This is a genomic window from Sphingobacterium sp. UME9, assembly GCF_014170215.1.
Taxonomy (GTDB): domain Bacteria; phylum Bacteroidota; class Bacteroidia; order Sphingobacteriales; family Sphingobacteriaceae; genus Sphingobacterium; species Sphingobacterium paramultivorum.
The window spans coordinates 1,413,047-1,429,028 of sequence record NZ_LZZP01000003.1; the positions used below are offsets into that span (position 1 = coordinate 1,413,047).

18 protein-coding genes are annotated in these 15,982 nt (G+C 44.5%); 12 read left to right on the plus strand and 6 right to left on the minus strand.

Annotated elements, in window-relative coordinates:
* Positions 1-7: 7 nt before the first annotated feature.
* From A9970_RS07585 to A9970_RS07600, 4 genes are all read left to right on the plus strand, one after another.
* Positions 8-1,360 (plus strand): DUF4876 domain-containing protein, encoded by a 1,353-nt coding sequence (locus A9970_RS07585; RefSeq protein WP_182981836.1) that lies wholly within the window; start codon positions 8-10, stop codon positions 1,358-1,360.
* 159 nt (positions 1,361-1,519) lie between these two features.
* Positions 1,520-2,941, plus strand: a complete 1,422-nt coding sequence (locus A9970_RS07590) for a DUF6850 family outer membrane beta-barrel protein (protein ID WP_409079949.1) — start codon at positions 1,520-1,522, stop codon at positions 2,939-2,941.
* 7 nt (positions 2,942-2,948) lie between these two features.
* The gene (locus tag A9970_RS07595) at positions 2,949-4,085 is read left to right on the plus strand and encodes a cytochrome c peroxidase (protein WP_182981838.1); all 1,137 of its coding nucleotides are present in this window, start codon (positions 2,949-2,951) and stop codon (positions 4,083-4,085) included.
* 78 nt (positions 4,086-4,163) lie between these two features.
* Positions 4,164-4,661, plus strand: a complete 498-nt coding sequence (locus tag A9970_RS07600) for an RNA polymerase sigma factor (protein WP_182981839.1) — start codon at positions 4,164-4,166, stop codon at positions 4,659-4,661.
* 50 nt (positions 4,662-4,711) lie between these two features.
* Here the strand turns inward: A9970_RS07600 and A9970_RS07605 are convergent, their stop codons facing one another.
* From A9970_RS07605 to A9970_RS07620, 4 genes are all read right to left on the minus strand, one after another.
* Positions 4,712-4,966, minus strand: coding sequence for a hypothetical protein (locus A9970_RS07605; protein WP_182981840.1), 255 nt, complete (start codon positions 4,964-4,966; stop codon positions 4,712-4,714).
* Positions 4,967-5,251: 285 nt separating this feature from the next.
* Complete coding sequence (locus tag A9970_RS07610; RefSeq protein ID WP_182981841.1) at positions 5,252-6,106, minus strand: helix-turn-helix domain-containing protein; 855 nt, start codon at positions 6,104-6,106, stop codon at positions 5,252-5,254.
* A 20-nt stretch (positions 6,107-6,126) separates the two neighbouring features.
* Positions 6,127-6,543, minus strand: coding sequence for a response regulator (locus A9970_RS07615; protein ID WP_182981842.1), 417 nt, complete (start codon positions 6,541-6,543; stop codon positions 6,127-6,129).
* The gene (locus tag A9970_RS07620) at positions 6,533-6,700 is read right to left on the minus strand and encodes a hypothetical protein (RefSeq protein WP_182981843.1); all 168 of its coding nucleotides are present in this window, start codon (positions 6,698-6,700) and stop codon (positions 6,533-6,535) included. Before A9970_RS07620 ends, A9970_RS07615 begins: the two co-directional genes overlap by 11 nt.
* 294 nt (positions 6,701-6,994) lie before the next feature.
* On the opposite strand from A9970_RS07620, the gene A9970_RS07625 reads away from it, so the two are divergent.
* The 3 genes from A9970_RS07625 (at position 6,995) to A9970_RS07635 (ending at position 10,334) form a co-directional block, all read left to right on the plus strand.
* Positions 6,995-8,236 carry a site-specific integrase gene (locus tag A9970_RS07625; protein WP_182981844.1) on the plus strand — a complete coding sequence of 414 codons (1,242 nt, stop codon included), beginning with the start codon at positions 6,995-6,997 and terminating at the stop codon, positions 8,234-8,236.
* Between the two features lie 100 nt (positions 8,237-8,336).
* On the plus strand, positions 8,337-9,332 hold the full coding sequence (locus A9970_RS07630; protein ID WP_182981845.1) for an aldo/keto reductase: 996 nt from the start codon (positions 8,337-8,339) through the stop codon (positions 9,330-9,332).
* Between the two features lie 78 nt (positions 9,333-9,410).
* The gene (locus A9970_RS07635; protein ID WP_182981846.1) at positions 9,411-10,334 is read left to right on the plus strand and encodes an AraC family transcriptional regulator; all 924 of its coding nucleotides are present in this window, start codon (positions 9,411-9,413) and stop codon (positions 10,332-10,334) included.
* Between the two features lie 63 nt (positions 10,335-10,397).
* Here the strand turns inward: A9970_RS07635 and A9970_RS07640 are convergent, their stop codons facing one another.
* Positions 10,398-10,658, minus strand: coding sequence for a hypothetical protein (locus tag A9970_RS07640; protein ID WP_112376336.1), 261 nt, complete (start codon positions 10,656-10,658; stop codon positions 10,398-10,400).
* A gap of 279 nt (positions 10,659-10,937) precedes the next feature.
* Between A9970_RS07640 and A9970_RS07645 the strand changes: the two genes are divergently transcribed.
* Complete coding sequence (locus A9970_RS07645; protein ID WP_182981847.1) at positions 10,938-11,741, plus strand: SDR family oxidoreductase; 804 nt, start codon at positions 10,938-10,940, stop codon at positions 11,739-11,741.
* Between the two features lie 65 nt (positions 11,742-11,806).
* Complete coding sequence (locus A9970_RS07650) at positions 11,807-12,718, plus strand: AraC family transcriptional regulator (protein ID WP_182981848.1); 912 nt, start codon at positions 11,807-11,809, stop codon at positions 12,716-12,718.
* A 44-nt stretch (positions 12,719-12,762) separates the two neighbouring features.
* Here the strand turns inward: A9970_RS07650 and A9970_RS07655 are convergent, their stop codons facing one another.
* Positions 12,763-13,215: a hypothetical protein gene (locus A9970_RS07655; RefSeq protein ID WP_159726341.1), complete on the minus strand. Its 453-nt coding sequence runs from the start codon at positions 13,213-13,215 to the stop codon at positions 12,763-12,765.
* 447 nt (positions 13,216-13,662) lie between these two features.
* Between A9970_RS07655 and A9970_RS07660 the strand changes: the two genes are divergently transcribed.
* From A9970_RS07660 to A9970_RS07670, 3 genes are all read left to right on the plus strand, one after another.
* Positions 13,663-14,724, plus strand: coding sequence for an acyl-CoA desaturase (locus A9970_RS07660; RefSeq protein ID WP_182981849.1), 1,062 nt, complete (start codon positions 13,663-13,665; stop codon positions 14,722-14,724).
* A 373-nt stretch (positions 14,725-15,097) separates the two neighbouring features.
* The gene (locus A9970_RS07665) at positions 15,098-15,544 is read left to right on the plus strand and encodes an Hsp20/alpha crystallin family protein (RefSeq protein ID WP_182981850.1); all 447 of its coding nucleotides are present in this window, start codon (positions 15,098-15,100) and stop codon (positions 15,542-15,544) included.
* Between the two features lie 76 nt (positions 15,545-15,620).
* Positions 15,621-15,911: a hypothetical protein gene (locus tag A9970_RS07670; RefSeq protein WP_182981851.1), complete on the plus strand. Its 291-nt coding sequence runs from the start codon at positions 15,621-15,623 to the stop codon at positions 15,909-15,911.
* Positions 15,912-15,982: the final 71 nt, after the last annotated feature.

A 15,982-nucleotide genomic window follows, 5' to 3' on the forward strand; every position in this document is an offset into this window, starting at 1 on the left:
CATTCCTATGCAAAGATTAATCCTACCTATTTTTTGCTGCATCCTGCTGGCCCTTTTTGCAGCAAGCTCCTGTAGGCGCGAGCTCGATTCCGAGCTTAAAGCTACTACACTGGAGGTTCAGGTTTCCTACGATAACACACTCGCTATCAATTATAGTAATCAATACACCGTGCAACTCAAAAACCTGATCACCAATCAGGTCGACAGCGCCCGCACAGATGCCGATGGTATCGCGCGATTTGACTATGTGAGCAATGGCAAGTACGATATTCAGGTTACCAAGCGTTTTTCTGCCGCAGCCTATCAGCAGCTGTTCGGCGAACAGGTCGACAGCGAGGTGACGTTCAATGCCGCTGCCACCAGCTATCAGATCGGTATTTCGGGCGGTTCGGTCACCAAGCTCACACTGACGCTCCGCCGCTCAATCACCGGCGACTGGGTCATCAAACAACTCTACTATGCAGGTTCAGACCTCTATAAAGCCGCGGCCTTGCGGGACAATTTTTTCGAGATTTACAACAATTCCGACAAAGTGCTCTATGCCGACAGCCTCTGCATGATGTTTGTCTACGGTCGCATGTCGACCACCTACCGTGCTGCCGACAAATTGCTGGAAAGCGGTCAGTTTGACTGGACCAAGGCTGTGGGCACCGCACCTGCAGCAAGCAATGCCAATACCGACTACCTGTATGCACAGGCCATTTATATGTTTCCGGGAGACGGCAAGAGCTACCCCGTACAACCCGGTCAGGGGCTTGTCGTAGCACGCAGCGCCATCAACCATCAGGCACCTTTTACCAATAAAAACGGGAAAGTATACGAAGTGAGCCGTCCGGATCTAACAGTAGATCTGAGCAAGGCCGATTTTGAGGTCATTACCACACCTTACCTCGAGGAAGGCGAAAGTGCGTCCCTGATCGATATCCCTACCCCTGGGAAAAAGAGCCTGATTGTGATCCAAAAATTCGGCAAGACCATGATGATGGATAATATTGGCCGTATTGGCTATGCCCTTTTCAAAGCACCGGCAGATATGGGCAGCTGGCCCAAATATGCCGAAGTCAAAGAAAGCACCATCGAAGGGAAAACACTCTACACCCGCGTACCCAAAAAATACATCATCGATGCCGTGGAGACACAGCCTAATACCGCAGACAGAAGACTACCCAAAAAGCTGAGTGCCGAACTGGATGCAGGCTTCACCTTTGCACCACTCGGTTCTTACAGTTCGCAGGCGGTGATCCGCAAGGTAAAGGAAGTCCGCGATGGCCGTCGTATCCTTGAGGATACCAATAATTCAAGCAATGACTTTGAATCGATCATGCCAGCCGTTCCCGGAGGATTTAAAGAAATTAAGTAAGTAGACATGACTATCATTCGCATTATCCCTATTTGCCTAAGACTAGGCATCCTGTTTCATGGACCGGTACTCCTGGCGCAGAATAACACAGCTGACGTTCCAGCGGAGCAAAACAACAGGAGCCTACCCGATAGCAGCACCCGGGTGCTACTACAGTCTATGTTGCGCAGCAGCAATTATGCCCTCAGTAAAGAATCAAGCGTACTCTTACTACAACAGGACATGGGTAAACAAATCAGCATAAGCACTTTAGGATATCAAACCGAACAAGGCAAATATCGTCCCTATCAGGAAGCCGAACATAAGCGCGGCGCATATTTTAGGGCTGAAGGTGGTAAACAAACAGCTAAAATGCTGCTTTGGGGAAGCTTTAGCTACAACAACAGCCAGCTCGACAGCATCCGTTGGGGCCATCGTAAAGATGCCGATTTTACCACACCTTTTTATTATGGCTCCCAGCGGGCGGTACATTATCAACAAACCGACTACGCCATACGCACCCATCTGATGCATCGCCTCACCCAGGGATTCACGGCTTCCTTATCTGGCGATTACGGCATGGGCGATCATTTCAGTACCAACGATCCACGTGCGGTACTCAAGCATTTTAAACTCCGCCTGACACCCGCACTTCAATGGAAAAACAAACAGCTTGGAGTTGAAGTCCGTGGTTTATGGGGCTACGGACAACAAGAGTCGCAGGTCGATTACCGAAATAAGGAATATTACGAGTCCTCACAGTATCCCGAATACCTCAACTGGCTCATCAATGGTTATGGAACCATGCGCAATGCCCTTTCTTTTTCCGATCGCGTCTATACCAACAACCAGGACTTTACGGGCGGCGGACTGGCCATCTTTTACAAGCATAAAAGCTGGACGGGTCGTGCAAACTTCAACTACGAACATATCCACGAAGAATACGACCGCGGTAATTCCTCAGGTCGCTACGACGGCTATGACATGTATGGGGATTACAATGTGGATCAATGGAAAGGTTATATTGAGTTGCAGGATGTACAGCAGCAATGGGGCATCCGTCTGGAGGCGACCCAATCCGAGGGGAAAGACTACAACATAGAGCTGTTGGGCAACAACTATGCGGTGTTGCGACGCGCAGCAGTGCTACAGCTCTATTATACCCTGCCCCTGTGGGGACGGCCTACTCAACTTACCTTTCGCCAGAGCTTCAGCTACCACAACCAAGTGGATGGCAATATGCTGATCCGGCGGGAAGCAGGCCGGCAGCTGGCCAATCTCCAGCTGCGCCATCCCCTCAACATGCGGCGTGACCAGCTGTTGGAATTGGGAATAGCTTATTCAAATCCCTACAATACCGCATTTAGCGAAAGTCCGCGCAGCAGCAATGCCTTTGTTGAGCAGGTTATCAAACACGATGTCGCGCTCGACAAGACCAACTATTGGCAGCTGCAGGCAGGTTTTCAGCAATATTTTCGTTTTGCCGGCATGCAATGGATGGCTTACATACAAACGCAGCAGCTACAGGCCGGCCATGCAGACGCATTGCTCGGAGGGCGTAGCCGTAATCAGAGCAGCCTCAGCTTCCATCTTTACTTTTAATCCCGCTATGAAGAAAATCACTGTGCTATTCACCTTATTGGCAACGACCGTAATGCTTTCTTCTTTTTTTTCACAGCAGCAGGAAGAGCAGCCCAACTTTACCTGGCTACGTTCCCGCTATGAGCGTCCTCTGGCCGACTGGCCCAAGGCCGAAGTGGATGCTGCAGTTGATTATGTGGAGTGGGCTCCCCTGCCGGCTCCCCCGATATGGAGCGATCAGACTCCACAGACCCGAGCGAAAATCGAGCTTGGCAAGCGCCTGTTTTTCGATCCAAGGCTGAGTGCCTCAAAACAGATCTCCTGCTCCTCCTGCCACGATCCCGATATGCATTGGGCAGATGGACGCAAGCGCGCCATTGGAGAAAGTCACCGCCAAGGGAGACGACATAGCCCGAGCTTACAGAATATATGGTCACAAAAACTCCTGTTCTGGGACGGCCGGGCTTCGAACCTCGAAGAGCAGGCCCATTCACCTATTGAAGACCCCAATGAGATGAATACACCGCTGCCCATTGCACTGGCGCAAATCAATGCTATTGAAGGTTATCGCAGTTTTATACAGGCGGCATTTGGTAGCCAACAGCTTAAGGCACCGCAGCTTGAAGAAGCATTGGCCGTATTTGAACGTTCGATATCAAGTAATATCACCCGTTTTGATAATTTTCTCAAGGGACGATACCGCGCACTTTCAGACCAGCAAATCTGGGGTATGCACCTCTTCCGTACCAAAGCACGCTGTTTCAACTGCCACAATGGCCCATTTTTTCAAGACGGCAAGTTTCACAATCTGGGTTTCAGCAACTATGGCAAAGCCAATGCCGATCTGGGGCGCTATGAGGTGACCGGCAAAAAACAAGATGTGGGCGCTTTTAAGACAGCTTCCCTCCGCGATGCAGCCCGTACTTTCCCCTGGTTCCATGATGGCCGTTTCTCGGATCTTTCTATGCTGCTCAACCAGTACACGGCAGGAATGCCCCAACCCAAGGCTTCGGCCAGTCAACTTGCCGACAGCCTCTACCCGCAGCAGTCACCGCTATTGAAACCTTTAGCAATCAATCTTGCTGAACGTGAAGCGATTATTCGGTTTTTGGAAGCGCTGAGTGCCCAGCCCATTACAGTGGAACGACCTAAATTGCCAAATTAAGTTGTCTGAGCCGATATTAAATCGTATCATTGCATATTATTTATAATTAATCTAAATTAATATAATAATACAGAAGAGATGTTTAGCCGAAAGAAAAGTGTAGACGTAGCAGATTTAAAGGATCATTTTGAGGAGCATTACCCCAGTCTTTGCCGGATTGCTTATCAGTATATGCAAGATGAAGCCGAAGCCGAAGATATTGTCCAGGATTTTTTCTTTTCCTTATGGGAGCGTAAACTGCTGTGCAATATACAGGGAGACTTTGGGCATTATGCCAAAACCTCGGTTCGCAACCGCTGCCTTACGCTTTTAAAGAAACGCTCCAGAACTATCTATTGCAGCCTACCCGACGAGCTGCTGGACGAGAGCGAAGATGCCGACTACCGAACGCACTACGAGCAGCAGCTCGATCGGCTTTACAGCGATCTTCAACAATTGCCGGACCGGCAACGTGAAATCTTGCAGCTCAGTGTCTGTTCGGACATGAAATATAAAGACATTTCCGAACGCCTCAATATTTCGGTCAATACCATCAAGACGCATATTAAGCTCGCCTATAAAAAACTGCGGCGGTAAATTTGATGGGCAGCCCTGCAGCCAATCCGCCGATCCCATTGATCGACGGGTTATTTTTGCCCTTTTATCTCCGCATGTCTCTTTTCGATCAGAAGAACCGTATGATCGTATTCCTCCTGAACCTTCTGATCCCTAAAGAATGGATGCAGCTCACCTTCGACCAACTTATGCTCGGCAAATTTTACCAGAAGTGATTTGAGTTTCTCCCTTAACCGGCCGATCTCTTCATCATTTAATGTGGCTTCTCTAATCTTACGTCCCACATCTGCATCACCATCCTGCCATTGATCTTCAAATTTTTCCATAATTTAATTTATTTTAAAGTATTCCATTCAATACCGAATCAGTCCCCTGTCTTCTCGCCCCAATCTCTATTTCTTCGATCCGCTATACATGCCCCCACACTCCTTTCGATTTCCACTTTTTACACGTTTATTGCCGCTATTCACATACTTTCACACCTTTTATCGCCCTACTTTTGGATAACAACTTTTTTGCGGGTTGTTATTTAATATAATATTAATGGACACTGGGGCGAAGGGATTCGTTCCAGTATTTTTTTTACACGAATCCGCACAAAAAAACAGCTGCTAATGCGCATATGGACCGCTGGCCTTTCGCATTCTTCCACGGTATTGCAGTGGATTGGAGCCCGAATGTTTTTTGATAAAATGCCGAAAATTGGATTCTTCTGAAAACCCCATTTCATAGGAGATCTGGGAAATAGAAAGATCCGTATGTTCAATATAGCGCAGCGCTTCTTTCAGAACGATGTCGATAATGGCATTCTTAGCCGTTTTATTCCAGACTTCCGTACATAGGTTGGTTAGCTTTCTTGGCGTAATATGTAGTTTGTCTGCATAGAATTTGACGTTGCAATTTTCTTTATAATGTTTGTGTACAAGTATGGAAAAACGGTTGGCCATTCCCTGCACCGTACTGTCCGTACCCCTGCTGAGTTCCTTATCGAAATCTGTTTCCCATATCCCTTGTAAAAGGACCGACTCGATGAAGTTGTGCACGATCAGCGAAGTCACCGCGGCGTTTCTTGATTGATAACCTTGGATATTTCCGATAATCTGCATCTTCATCTCTTCCTGTTTTATCCGGCTTTTAACAACCTTGAGCAATCTTTCACTGTCAAAAAATAGTCCCGAATTGATCAATGTTCTATCCAGGGCCGACCTTTCGTAAAACCGTGAAGTAAAGCGGATCAGATACCCGTTCGGAGTGCCCGATCCACTGAGCGTAAAATCTTTCGCCGGACCAATAAAAATCAATGTATTGCCTTCCATGCAAAAAGAATCATTCGCCAAGCGGATCTCAATGTCATCAAATGGTACCAGAATATTGAAAAGATCCTGACCATGATACCAGTGGGGAAACCGCTGCTGCTGCCATTCCTTTAAAGGTATAATTTCAAATTCAGCCGCTTTACTGTCCATAAATGAGCTATGCTATGTATCTATCCTTTGCTTAATGGAGATCGGATGTCATCATCAAGCCAATATTTAATTTCGTCCAATGTCATTCTCAGGTTGGTTTTACTGAAAATGAAAAGTGCACCGTTGGCCTTAAACCGTTCAAGTTCGGTGATATTATCTGTGGTCGTATACCCGAATACTTTAATCGATGGAAACCGATCGCGGATATGAAGAGCGGCCTCATGTCCATCCATTACAGGCATATTAAGATCCGCAAGGCATACGTCGGGCAGCTCGGCGGTACTTTCGAGTTTTTTCAGGAGCTCCAGTCCGTTGCTGCAATTAAAACGTAGATCAAATGTTTCATTGTTGACAAGCACTATTTTCATGAGCGTCCGCTGAAAGAGACTATCGTCCACAAATGCTATTTTTATTTTTCTTCCGATCTCAGTTGCCATCTTCTCCCTTCTGCAAAATATCCAATGGCAAATAGTCCTGTTCAGTTCCTGCTACGAAAGTAACCTGTATAGCCCCGAAAGCATTCTCCATCTCCACCCTGGTTGCATGAATTGCAGGTGGTATGTATTCTCTTTTGGCCTTTAATTGATCCTTCATTTTCGATTCTGTTTAAGTTTGAAATATATGCGTTAGTTACATAGTACTGTAGTCCAATTCAGACTACAACTTTTTTTTAATTAACTGATTCATAAAGGATAAAAAAATGAAATTATCTGTCTGAATAGGATTTGTCATGAAATGAATAGCGATTAAGGTGTAGTTTTTAATAATATTTATTAGATTATTTTTTGTAAGGTAAAATAGTTACATTTGATTATTGGAACTGTAGTCTGAATTGGACTTCTCTGGAAAACTTATATATTTATTTTCAGAAAATTAGATTCAAGTCCAATGATAAACTTCAAATTTACGCTGCTATATTCCTCCCCCTTTTCAACAATATCCCTCACGATCCTTGATGATTCTCAGACGGAACATGTGATCAATACTCCCCTTAAAATTTGCCCGGATTTATGGGATTTTGAAAAACAGCGACCCCACAATATTTACCTCAAAAAAAATAAAAATTTAAATGCCAAGCTCGATAGGCTAAAAATCGGAATCGCCGAATACCTGAGCAATGTCACGGCAAAAAACAGCAAAATTTCGCATATCAAACTCCGCAAGATCATAAAAGAAAATTGTGATGGCACAAAGAGTTGTCGCCCCGCCAACAGCCTTCTAGATTATGTGGAAGCTTATATCCGGAGCCGTGCCCACCTTATTTCTGAACCGACTTCCAAGCGTTACCGGGTATTCCTCCATTTGCTTGAGCGATTTGAAGGCCATCGCAAAAGACACCTTTTGCTGCACGAAGTCAATGCATCCTTTGTCAAAGAGTTCCTTGAATTTGGCGAGCTGGAAGAATACAATAAAAGTACGATCGGCCGCACCATACATTTTGTCCGCACGGTGCTCAATTTTCTGGAAAAAAGAGGGGTCAGAACCTACGTTTATGAACTTGAACTTCCCAAGGAAAAGAAAGTTAATCTTTTTGTCACCCTCAGTGAGGATGAACTGGTAAAACTCAAGGAAACGGATGTCCCTCCAAGACTCCAGGCAGCTCGGGACTGGCTGATCATCAGCTGCTACACCGGCCAGCGCATTTCAGATTTCATGAATTTTGATATCCAGAACCTCGAGATAATCAAGGGAAAACCCTGTATCTCATTTGTCCAGCAGAAAACGCAAAAAGAAATTCTGCTGCCTTTACATCCGGTACCATTGACCATATTGTCGGGCAATTTAAACGTATTTCCAGAGAAGCTTACTGCGCAAAAGTATAATCTGCAGATCAAGGAAGTCGCGGAACTTGCCGGTATCAATAGCCTTGTTAAAGTCCGCAAAAGAAAGGGCTTCCGGGCCGTAGAAATGTTTGTGCAAAAATGGGAAGCGATCACGAGCCACATCGGAAGAAGAAGCTTTGCCTCAAATTTTTACGGTAAAATCCCTACTCCGCTACTGATGGAAGCTACAGGTCACAGTACTGAGCAGATGTTTCATCGCTACATCAGTACCATTGATACGGAGCGGACAAGAACGTTGGGACAGTACCTGGAAGATGCTTATAACGAAAAATTCAGGGTAGCTTAATTAGCGATTAGATCCGTAATTCGGTTACAAGTTTCCGTAATTGGGGTAAACATGCTGCAGGCGCTGCTTCGTAATTTTGGGTAACAAAAATAAGAAGCAGATGAAAACAAGAAAATTAGGCACGCAGGGACTGGAAATTCCAATGATCGGCTTAGGCTGTATGGGGATGAGCAGTTTTGCGTCCACTGGCGATATCTACGGCAAGGCCGACGAGAAAGAATCCATAGCCACCATCCACCGGTCATTGGAACTGGGAGGTAACTTTTTGGATACGGCCGATCTGTATGGACCCTTTGAAAACGAAAGGTTGATCTCCAGGGCCATACGGGGCAAGCGCAACGAGTACATCCTCGCCAGCAAGTTCGGCTTTGAGATTGATGATAACGACCAGGTGACCTGGCGCATAAACGGTCGGCCAGAATATATCCGAAAGTCTATCGAGCGCTCACTGAAAAACCTCGATACCGATGTGATTGACCTCTATTATATGCACCGCCCCGACCCCAATGTACCCATTGAGGAAACCGTAGGTGCCATGGGCGAGCTGGTCACAGCGGGCAAGGTCAGGTACCTGGGCATTTCGGAAGTCAGTGCCGAGCAGATCCGCAAGGCACATGCCACGTTCCCGATCACGGCTGTGCAGAATGAAATCTCCCTATTCGGACGCGAGGTGGAGACCAATGGCGTATACGATCTGACACAGGAGCTGGGTATAGGCCTGGTCGCCTACTCCCCTTTGGGCCGTGGATTTATCACGGGTGAGATCAAGTCGCCGGACGATATCCCCGAAGATGATTTCCGCAGGCTTATCCCGAGGTTTCAGGGTGAACAGTTTTATAAAAACCTCGATCTGGTGCGTGAACTCGAACAGATTGGAAAAGAAAAAGACGTTACCTCGTCGCAGCTGGCCCTTGCCTGGCTGATCCAAAAAGGAATCGTGCCGATACCAGGGACAAAAAGAGTGCGCTATGTGGAGCAGAATATCGCAGCTACAGACATTCTATTGACCGCCGAAGAGCTGCAACGCATTGAGGCTATTCTGCCGGTCGGACTGGATACCGGATCCCGCGATGTAAGTATTCCGCTGCAATCTTAAAAAATATAAATGCCATGCCAGCAGAAAGCGCATGGCATTTTACTTAAATTAGGCTATCATTTAACAGGCAAAAAGAGCATGTCAAAGAAAGAACCCGTACTGATCAGGATCAATAGTATCGCTGACTATCATGAAGCGCTACGGTTGCCCAAACCGCAGCATCCGCTTTTTAGCATCACGGATTTCTCCAAAAACAAGCATATACATCCAACGGTCGAGACCACCTTTCAGCTCAACCTGTACTGCATTTCCATAAAAGAAGATGCACAATGCGTATTGGGTTATGGCCCACATCAGTACGACTTCCGGGAAGGTCTGATGACTTTCTTTAAACCCGGGCAGACGATCAGTGTTGATCCCGATACTGCCCATGCCGAAGTAGGTTATTCCCTTGTTTTCCATCCCGATTTTATCCGCACCTATGACCTGGCAAACAAAATCGGCAGCTACAGTTTTTTCGATTACGAAGTCAACGAAGCACTTTTTCTGTCCGACCGGGAAAAAGAGCAGATCCGAAATATCGGAAAAGGGATCTTAAGCGAATATGACAGTCCGATCGACAGCTATAGCCAGGATGCCATTGTCAGTTTCATCGAACTGTTGCTGGTGTATTCGCAGCGGTTTTATAACCGGCAGTTTATTACGCGTAAGGTACACAATGTACCCTTGGTGAGCCGGTTTGAACAATTGCTGGATCAGTATTTTGAAGCCGAAACCGAACGCAAGGGTTTACCGCAGGTGGGCTACTTTGCTGAGCGGCTGAATATGTCGAAAAACTATTTAAGCGATTTATTACGGTTGCAGACCGGTGAAAGTGCGCAGAACCATATCCAACATAAGCTCATTGAAAAAGCGAAAGATCTGCTGTCCAGGTCGGAGCTTTCCGTTGCCGAAATTGCCTATCAGCTGGGTTTTGAACAACCGCAGTCACTCAATCGTTTATTCAAAAAAAAAACGGAGCTCTCACCATTGGAGTTTAGACGGAAGATGGCTACAAGCTAAGATAACATCCTTAAAATCTGCTGTATATTGAGCTGCGGACCACCATATAGCAGACTTTTGGCCTTAGAGGCGATATCGAAGCGATAAATTGCGCCAGATTTCTGTCGCAAAATGCTGATCTGAATGCCTATTTTCAAAAAACCAGTGGTCGCCTTTTTTTACGATTTTTTGATCAATTCCATCAAGCGAAATTGGCAATTCCGTATCGAGCTTTGATAAAGACTTTTTCAACAACACCAGCTGATAATCCTGTCCTTTGTAAGTTAAACGGAACACCTGTGAACGATGTGGTTCCCCGCTTATCCCGTCAATTGTGCCTTGCATAAATATAGATCTTCTAAAATTTTTAAAATACAGCAATTACGCCAATACGAATACGCCAAAAAGTTTAAAATCGAGCAAAAATCAACTTAACATTGCATCGTTTTTATAACGAATATCAACAAATAATCGTGCCAAAGTCGATAAATTTCCTGCTGCATTGGCGATGATTTTTTTCACACATTTTGATTTCGTCATTTTGGCTACAATCAAGCTCAATTTGGCAACAGGTACCCGATGCCTTCTTCAGACATTTGTGGTATGGAATCAAACAATAACAACATGCAAAAGACAATTTTCATTACAGGGGCTTCTTCCGGTTTGGGAAAAGCAACTGCCAAACTATTTCAACAGGCGGGTTGGAATGTGATCGCAACCATGCGAAATCCCGAAAATGAAACCGAACTTACCGGGATCGAAAACATCAGGCTATTAAAATTGGATGTTACCGATCCGGCCCAGATCAAAGAAACTGTAGCAAAAGCAATCGCTACAAGTAACATTGATGTCGTTTTCAATAATGCAGGTTATGGTTTAATGGGTGCGTTTGAAACGTTGAGCGACGAAAAGATACTTCGCCAAATCAACACGAATCTGTTGGGTGTATTGCGGGTTACACAAGCCTTTATCCCCCATTTTAGAGCACAGAAAAGTGGTTTATTTATTTCAACCACATCAATTGGTGGATTTATGGGGTTCCCGTTACATTCGATGTATCATGCCACAAAATTCGCCCTGGAGGGCTGGAGCGAAAGCATGTCCTTTGAATTGAAAAAATTTGGAATAGCCATCAAAACAGTTGCTCCGGGAGGAATAGCGACAGATTTTGCAGGTCGTTCTTTGGATCTAAACCGAGCTTCGGACTATCAGGACATCGAAGACAAACTGTTCGAACAAATGGGTCTGATGATGCAAAATGCATCCACAGCCGAGCAAATTGCCCAAGTGGTGTATGAAGCCGCCACGGACAATAAAGATCAGGTACGTTATCTGGCAGGTGAAGATGCACATGCACTCTATGAAAGACGATTGCAAATCGGAAAAGAAGCGTTCAGGCAGGAAATTGCAAAACAATTTGAGGCCTAATTTTTTAAATCAGCAACTGCCTTGCGAGGCAGTTGTTTTTTGTAAATTTGTATAACAAAAACAGGATGCATAGTATCAATTCCATATCCGAATTTCATCGGCAATTGTCCTTGCCGGCCCCATTACATCCGCTCGTCAGCGTAATTGATGTAGCTGGAATAAAACCCGATGAAAGCGACATCTGGGAGCAGTTCTGCGTGAATTTCTACAGTATTTCGCTGAAAAAAGATGTTACTGCAAAAATAAAGTACGGCCAACAATATTACGATTTCGACAAAGGAACAATGAACTTTATTGCGCCCAAGCAGATTCAATCGTTGACGATTGCCGAAATCAGAAAGATGAATGTCGAATGCGGAAAAGGTTACATGCTGCTATTCCATCCTGATTTCTTGTATACCCACCCCCTGGCCACTAAAATAAAAAACTACAATTTCTTTTCATATGCGCTTAACGAAGCATTACATCTCTCCGAACGCGAAGAAAAAGACATTATAGAAATTTTTCTTAAAATCGAACAAGAATATCAGCATATCGACAAGCATACCCAAGATATTATTTTGTCGCAAATTGATATGCTCTTGCAATACAGCAACCGCTTCTATGAGCGTCAATTCATTACTCGGAAAGCGGTTAACCATGCGCTGCTGACCCAATTGGAAAAATTGCTGGACGATTATTTCGACAGCGAAGAAACTTTAAAACAAGGGCTTCCAACCGTAGAGTATTTAGCCGAAAGCCTCCATGTATCAGCACGCTATTTAAGCGATTTACTACGTTCAGTTACCGGTAAAAACACACAGCAGCACATTCACGACAAGTTAATTGAAGAAGCCAAGGAACAACTCACGGCGACAAGCCTTTCCGTTGCCGAAATTGCCTATAAGCTCGGTTTTGAGCATCCGCAATCGTTCAACAAACTGTTTAAGAAAAAAACCAATGTTTCACCTTTAGCGTTCAGACAATCGTTTAACTGACAAAACAGTATAAAATAAATTTTAGTGCGTATTGTGTGTTACATTTAAAGAAACCTGCGCTTCCCCAATGCTTTCATGGCCATCCCTGCGGCCAATCCTCCGATCACATACCAGGCCACGGTCATCAACTTGGTACGGTCGGTCTTTTTTATCGGCGTAGCGTCCAGACCTGCCTGCTCAGGAATGGTCAATGTCGCCAGGCCTACCACTGTTCCGAGCAGTGCTCCTTTGAGCAGCAGATTTTTCTGACCGCCGTAGCTGATGAGGGTATATAACATGGCGTTGGAAGCTACGTCTGTGCCAAAAGTTGCTGCCACCAGCGCGTTGCCTTTTGGCGGTTTAAATCCGGCAAAACGAACTGTTTTTTTCATTGCTTCCTCGCCTACTTTATCGACTTCAGGCGCTTGATTATCAAACCTTTTAGCCGCGCTATGGACGACATTGAGTACAAGCGCACCGATCAGTCCGCCCAGCATATTTTTATTGAATCCATTCATATGGTGTTCTTTTTGTTTTCAATCCTGCCTGTCACATGTATGTACAGTTATTCTGAGAACAGCGTGCAGCCTAAAATAGTTTAATCAAATCCACCGCTAATTGCTTTATGCAGCTTGGACGCACAACAACCTTTGCTTCCCAGAAGGGAAGGTCTATAAAATAAAGCCTGGATCATCGACCTTAGGATAAATACCGGAGGCAATATGTATCTATTTTATTGGGTCTGAAGGAATTTATCGGGAGTCATAATATTGTTTTCGGAGGCTTCAAAAATTCAAAAGGTATATCTTCCTGGCCATGGGAAATCAAGGATGGCAGAATGACCTTTAACAATCTTTAACTTTACTACCGCGATCTTTCAAATTTTATAGCGTATATTTACATTGTTCTATCGCTCAAGATGGAACGTAATAAATATTAAGCATATTTCTCGAGTAAAAATCCAAATGTCCCAGTCTGTAAAATTCAGCAATGTAAATACATTGTTCTCTAAAACGTTAAAACAAAAAATCAATAACTATTTTCAAAATTCACTTCAGCCAAGAACCGGGAATCGTAAGATCTATCTGAAAGCCGCTATCCTCCTGATCAGCTTTGCGGTATTGTACCTCCTTCTGGTATTCGCACCTTTGCATTGGAGTATTGCAATAGCATTATGTATCATTTTCGGAGCTAACCTCGCTGCGATTGGTTTTAACATTATGCACGATGCTGGGCACAATTCTTTTTCAGACAATAAAAACCTGAACACTGTGCTCTCCTACTCGCTCAATCTTCTGGGCGGCAATATCTACTTTTGGAAGCTCAAACATAATATTGCACACCACACCTATACAAATATCGATGGCGAAGATCACGATATCGAAGTAAAGTTTATGCGTATACACCACGACCAGAAACTTCGGAAACACCATCGCTATCAGCGTTTTTATTTTCCATTGCTCTATGGAATCTCCTATTTAGCGTGGATCTTTTATCAGGATTATGAGAAATATTTCCGTGGGCGCATGGGACATAAAACTGAGCAATTTCATTTTCCGGTCAAAGAGCGTATTATTTTTTGGGTCAGTAAGCTAATTCACTTCAGCTTATTTATCATTATTCCGATCATTTTCGTCGGGTGGCTGCCCACACTTATCGGTTTGCTGATTTCTGGTACTGTGTGTGGTATGAGTCTGGCCACAGTATTCCAGCTGGCCCATGTGGTGGAAGAAACCGAATTCAAAACCATTGACCAGTCAAAGGTCGAAGAAGAATGGATGATTCATCAGATTCAGTCCACCGCAAATTTTGCTACGGGCAGCAAGGTACTTACCTGGTTGCTTGGCGGTCTCAATTTTCAGGTTGAACATCATCTTTTTCCAAAGATCAGCCATGTTCATTATCCTGCGCTCAATAGGATTGTGAAGCAGACCTGCAAGGAATATAAAATACAATACAACGAGTTTCGGAGCTTCTGGACAGCATTTAGATCGCATTTAAAAGTGCTGGAGGCCTTGTCAAAATAACCTAGTTATTAGCGCGTCGCTTCATTTCTTTGTCCCTTCCCTATGGCCTTTATGTGCCATAGAAGTTGGTAGCTTCCACCAAAAAGAAAAGACCAGAAACCTCTAAGAAGCCCGGTCTTTTCTAACTAAGTTATCCATCAAATGGATTATTATAAGGACAATATTGAGCTGAACATCGTTTGAAAAAAAAATCAATTTTCGGTATTTTGTACAGAGCGTCTATCTTTTCTGTCAATTTATCAGGTAAAATTTGACAGTTTTGCTGCAAAAATTTCAGTTTTTTAAGCTCGGTACTTTTTTTGTGGGATTTTTAATACAGTCGGCCGGCTGATAGATTTAAATTATTGTTATACTTCATTAAAAGGAGGTTACTATGAAACTTGCAAAAAGAAACTGGAACAATTTTTCACTTTTTTCGCCCATGTTTGATAATTTTAACCGCGAGCTTTTAAACTGGGACAACAAAAATTACTCATCAACAAGTACCACCGTTCCGGCGGTCAACATCAAGGAAAACGCAGACAGCTTCGAAGTGGAGGTCGCCGCACCTGGCATGGCCAAAGGCGATTTCAAGGTGACACTCGACGGCAATCTCTTGACTATATCTTCGGCTAAGCAAGAAGAAAACGAGGAACATCACGACAACTATACACGCCGGGAGTTCAGCTACCAATCTTTCCAACGCAGCTTCGAACTTCAGAAGGAGGTTGTCGATCAGGACAATATTCAGGCACGCTATGAGAATGGTATGCTCCGATTGACAATACCAAAGAAAGAAGAAGCCAAACAGAAAGAACCTCGGATGATCGAAATATCCTAAAAATCCAGATAGCAACATTAACTTGGTTAGCCTCCGCTGGAGGCTAACCTATTTTTCAATCTTTAATACTAGGATTATGAAAACATCCAATTATTATATTGAATTACAGATGTACAGCCACGGACAATATATCACTATCGCCAGTTTTGACCAAAAAAGCTGCGAAAAGATTATTCATGAACTGTTTGATGAACTGCGCGGTGAGCTTGAAGCCTCAGACAGCAGACGTCTTCGCATTAATCTTCTCTTGAGCGACGCTACGATTCAGAGGACACAATTACGATCCATCCACTGTACACTGGATGAATTGGCCGAGAATACCAAGATTATCATTAAAAAGACCTTCCGGTCAGTCAACTTTGACTGATGCCCGCTGTCGCCTTAATGGTTCAAACCCAAACAAGCTACCTCTAGAGCAATTGCGCTAATTTTTGACAA

What these genes read in the sequence shown, in the direction of transcription:
- A9970_RS07585 (WP_182981836.1), top strand. Translation starts at nt 8, where the DNA reads ATGCAAAGATTAATCCTACCTATTTTTTGCTGCATCCTGCTGGCCCTT.
- A9970_RS07590 (WP_409079949.1), top strand. Translation starts at nt 1,520, where the DNA reads ATGTTGCGCAGCAGCAATTATGCCCTCAGTAAAGAATCAAGCGTACTC.
- A9970_RS07595 (WP_182981838.1), top strand. Translation starts at nt 2,949, where the DNA reads ATGAAGAAAATCACTGTGCTATTCACCTTATTGGCAACGACCGTAATG.
- A9970_RS07600 (WP_182981839.1), top strand. Translation starts at nt 4,164, where the DNA reads ATGTTTAGCCGAAAGAAAAGTGTAGACGTAGCAGATTTAAAGGATCAT.
- A9970_RS07605 (WP_182981840.1), bottom strand. Translation starts at nt 4,966, where the DNA reads ATGGAAAAATTTGAAGATCAATGGCAGGATGGTGATGCAGATGTGGGA.
- A9970_RS07610 (WP_182981841.1), bottom strand. Translation starts at nt 6,106, where the DNA reads ATGGACAGTAAAGCGGCTGAATTTGAAATTATACCTTTAAAGGAATGG.
- A9970_RS07615 (WP_182981842.1), bottom strand. Translation starts at nt 6,543, where the DNA reads ATGGCAACTGAGATCGGAAGAAAAATAAAAATAGCATTTGTGGACGAT.
- A9970_RS07620 (WP_182981843.1), bottom strand. Translation starts at nt 6,700, where the DNA reads ATGAAGGATCAATTAAAGGCCAAAAGAGAATACATACCACCTGCAATT.
- A9970_RS07625 (WP_182981844.1), top strand. Translation starts at nt 6,995, where the DNA reads ATGATAAACTTCAAATTTACGCTGCTATATTCCTCCCCCTTTTCAACA.
- A9970_RS07630 (WP_182981845.1), top strand. Translation starts at nt 8,337, where the DNA reads ATGAAAACAAGAAAATTAGGCACGCAGGGACTGGAAATTCCAATGATC.
- A9970_RS07635 (WP_182981846.1), top strand. Translation starts at nt 9,411, where the DNA reads ATGTCAAAGAAAGAACCCGTACTGATCAGGATCAATAGTATCGCTGAC.
- A9970_RS07640 (WP_112376336.1), bottom strand. Translation starts at nt 10,658, where the DNA reads ATGCAAGGCACAATTGACGGGATAAGCGGGGAACCACATCGTTCACAG.
- A9970_RS07645 (WP_182981847.1), top strand. Translation starts at nt 10,938, where the DNA reads ATGCAAAAGACAATTTTCATTACAGGGGCTTCTTCCGGTTTGGGAAAA.
- A9970_RS07650 (WP_182981848.1), top strand. Translation starts at nt 11,807, where the DNA reads ATGCATAGTATCAATTCCATATCCGAATTTCATCGGCAATTGTCCTTG.
- A9970_RS07655 (WP_159726341.1), bottom strand. Translation starts at nt 13,215, where the DNA reads ATGAATGGATTCAATAAAAATATGCTGGGCGGACTGATCGGTGCGCTT.
- A9970_RS07660 (WP_182981849.1), top strand. Translation starts at nt 13,663, where the DNA reads ATGTCCCAGTCTGTAAAATTCAGCAATGTAAATACATTGTTCTCTAAA.
- A9970_RS07665 (WP_182981850.1), top strand. Translation starts at nt 15,098, where the DNA reads ATGAAACTTGCAAAAAGAAACTGGAACAATTTTTCACTTTTTTCGCCC.
- A9970_RS07670 (WP_182981851.1), top strand. Translation starts at nt 15,621, where the DNA reads ATGAAAACATCCAATTATTATATTGAATTACAGATGTACAGCCACGGA.